The sequence below is a fragment of the Flaviflexus massiliensis genome, assembly GCF_001375495.1.
Classification (GTDB): Bacteria; Actinomycetota; Actinomycetes; order Actinomycetales; family Actinomycetaceae; genus Flaviflexus; species Flaviflexus massiliensis.
The window spans coordinates 1-3,186 of record NZ_LN831053.1; the positions used below are offsets into that span (position 1 = coordinate 1).

General features: G+C 56.2%; 2 protein-coding genes and 1 rRNA gene. All 3 read left to right on the forward strand.

Features of this window, described 5'->3' with window-relative positions; translation table 11 throughout:
* Positions 1-6: 6 nt before the first annotated feature.
* The 3 genes from rrf (at position 7) to BN1241_RS00020 (ending at position 3,169) form a co-directional block, all read left to right on the forward strand.
* A 5S ribosomal RNA gene (rrf, locus tag BN1241_RS00010) occupies positions 7-123 on the forward strand.
* Between the two features lie 622 nt (positions 124-745).
* Positions 746-2,317, forward strand: a complete 1,572-nt coding sequence (locus tag BN1241_RS00015) for an FGGY-family carbohydrate kinase (protein WP_054951727.1) — start codon at positions 746-748, stop codon at positions 2,315-2,317.
* A gap of 366 nt (positions 2,318-2,683) precedes the next feature.
* On the forward strand, positions 2,684-3,169 hold the full coding sequence (locus BN1241_RS00020) for a hypothetical protein (protein ID WP_222704340.1): 486 nt from the start codon (positions 2,684-2,686) through the stop codon (positions 3,167-3,169).
* Positions 3,170-3,186: the final 17 nt, after the last annotated feature.

Here is a 3,186-nt window from a genome sequence, read left to right on the forward strand (position 1 = left end):
GTTTTTGGCGGTGGCTATAGCGGTGGGGAAACGCCCGGTCTCATTCCGAACCCGGAAGCTAAGCCCACCAGCGCCGATGGTACTGCACTCGGGAGGGTGTGGGAGAGTAGGACACCGCCGCCATTTATTCATTATTAGGGCCCCTGACTTTGTCAGGGGCCCTAATTGTTTGACTGCCGGAGGGCAGCTCGCCTTTTACATCAAGTCAGTCAATGTATGTGGCTGCTGTGCAGCCGCTTCATGTCCTTGTCGATAGAAAACGGGTCGTCCGGGCTTGAGCGTACGGCTTGGGTGGTCTTGGTTAGGTTCCGGATACGTCCGTTTTCGGGGAGCCGCGGTTGGGTCTGGCTCCCTGGTTACACGTGAATGAGGAATTGCGTTGTGTCCTTGAGGGTGAAGCGGCTGACTTGGGATCTCGATCTGCTGACCTCTGCTGCCAGCTGCTTAAAAGGTGCCCGGCAAGATCGGCTTGTCTTTGCCTTAGCGTGTCAAGAAGAAATCTGCCCTCGGTAACCTATGTGTGTTTGGCATATTGCTTCTCGTCAGGTGTTTCTTCATCCCTAGAGTACCCTCCAGTATTAGTCCCGATCGCTTCTGCGTTTCGTATAGACCCGCCTGGACTGTACCGGTATAGTCATGACCACACTATGACCTATGTCTTAGTGAGGCCCAAGTGTTGGGTCTGCCTTAACGAAGAGGCACATTTGAGAAGCCGGCCATCCGGCTCCTACTGAAAGGTTGTTCAATGTCGAACATTAGAGGATCGTCCGACGGTTACTTGCTGGGAATTGATTTTGGTACGGAGAGCGTTCGCGCCGCAATCTTCGATACCAAAGGTACTCCCATCACCTTCGCAGCCACCCCCTACAAGACGACCCACCCCAGGCCGGGCTGGGCGGAACAGGATCCGGATGAATGGTTGACGTGCTTGGAGGCATCGAGTCATAAGGCACTGGCGAACGCTGGTATCTCTCCCTCGTCGATCGTTGGCATTTCCTATGATGCGACGACCTCAACCGTGTTGGCATTGGATGAGCATGCTGCTCCGTTGCGTCCGGCGATTATGTGGATGGACGTGCGAGCTACAAAGGAAGCCGCCAAGATTTCGTCGACCGACTCTGTCGCGAAGCTGTACAACGGTGACGGTACGGCTCCTGCATCAGCAGAGTGGTTCCCTTTCAAGGCCGCCTGGCTCAAGGAGAATGAGCCCGACGTTTACGAGCGTGCCTACCGGATTGTTGACGCCACCGACTGGGCGACCAGGATTCTCACCGGGGAATGGACACTCAGCATCAATACCGCCGCGCAGCGCATGTACTACAACCGTGATGAGGGTGGCTGGCCCGTCGATCTCTACGAGCACCTCGGTATCGGTGACATATTCGAAAAGCTTCCTGAGAAGGTCGTTGATCTCGGCGAGTCCGTTGGAACGCTTTCCGCTCGTGCAGCCACCGTTCTCGGACTGGTCCCGGGCATTCCCGTCGCTCAAGGCTCGGCAGATGCATGGGCTGGTCAGATCGGTCTCGGCGTTGTTGTTCCCGGCAAGCTCGCCCTCATCACCGGCTCCTCCCACGTCATCACCGGTCAGTCCGCGGAGTCTATCCACGGTGCTGGCTTCTTTGGTTCGTACACGGACGGTGTCGTGCGAGGACAGTACACGGTTGAAGGCGGGCAGGTCTCGACCGGTTCTGTCATGAAGTGGTTCAAGGACAACTTTGCTCGCGACCTTGTTCAGGCAGCCGACCGTGCCGGTCTCAATGCCTACGATCTGCTCAACCAGCAGTCGAAGCATCTGGCACCCGGTGCTGACGGTCTCATCATTAATGAGTACTTCCAGGGCAACCGCACCCCGTACGTTGATGGTAAGGCGCGTGGCAATATCTATGGCCTTTCCCTCCACCATGGACCGGAGCACATGTACCGGGCTATTCAAGAAGGTATCTGCTACGGCACGGCGCATAACTTGAGGGTCATGCAGGCCCAGGGCTTCGAACCTAAGGAGATTGTGGCCTGTGGTGGTGCGACCCGCGGTCGTGACTTCATGCAGATGCACTCCGACGTGACGGGTGTCCCGATCACGCTGACGGAGGTTGGCGACGCAGTTGTGCTGGGCTCTTGTATGATGGCGGCCGTTGGCGCGGGCGTCTATTCGTCCCTTGAAGACGCAGCAGACAACATGGTTCACGTGCGTGAGTCGCTCGAACCGCGTCAGGATGTTCACGAGGAGTACCAGTTCTACCTCGGCAAGTACATTGAACTGTTCCCCAAGGTTGCGGACTCGATTCACGAGATTGTTGACCATGAGGCAGCCAAGTAAAGCTTGAGCTCACAGGGCCCCGACCTCGGTCGGGCCCTGTCCTACTTGGCTAGATTACTCTCACAATTTAGTTCCGACATAGACACGCCCGGAATTTCAATATGGGCAAGATCGCGGTGTTGGAATCAACATGCACGAGCAATATCGTGAGGCCTTAAATTGCATTAAGGTTGTATGCGACGCGTGCCGTATGGGCCGTATTTTGAGAATTGAATGAGTGGAGATCTCTAATGTCCAACAATTTCGAAGACGAATCTGAAGGTCGTCGTAGCTCCTGGGAATCTGCCTCAGACAGACGTAGAGGATCTCGCTCCGGCGGACCTGATAAGCCACGTGGTGGCTATGAACGCCGCTCCAATGATCGCAATGATCGCAATGATCGCAATGATCGTGGTGGGGATCGTCGTTTTAATGACCGCAATGATCGTGGTGGTCGTCGTTTCGAGGACCGTGATGGTCGCGGTGGGGATCGCAGGTTTAACGATCGTGGCGATGGTGGTGGTCGTAGGTTTGATGACCGCGACGGGGATCGTCGCTTTAATGATCGTGGTGGCGACAGGCGATTCAATGATCGTCAGGACCGTGGTGGTGGTCGTCGTTTTGACGACCGTGATGGTCGCGGTGGGGATCGCAGGTTTAACGATCGTGGCGATCGTGGTGGTCGCCGTTTTGATGATCGTGATGATCGCGGTGGTCGTAGGTTTGATGATCGTGGCGAGCGTGGCGGTTACGAACGTCGTTTCAATGACCCCAACGAACGTGGTGGGGGTCGCCGCTTTAATGAACGTGATGGGTGTGGTGGGCGTCCTTTTGAGGACCGTGATGGTCGTGGCGGGGACCGCCGGGTTTTAGACTGTGTCTCTCTTATC

Coding starts and splice junctions, on each gene's coding strand:
- BN1241_RS00015 (WP_054951727.1), top strand. CDS start 746: ATGTCGAACATTAGAGGATCGTCCGACGGTTACTTGCTGGGAATTGAT.
- BN1241_RS00020 (WP_222704340.1), top strand. CDS start 2,684: ATGATCGCAATGATCGCAATGATCGTGGTGGGGATCGTCGTTTTAATG.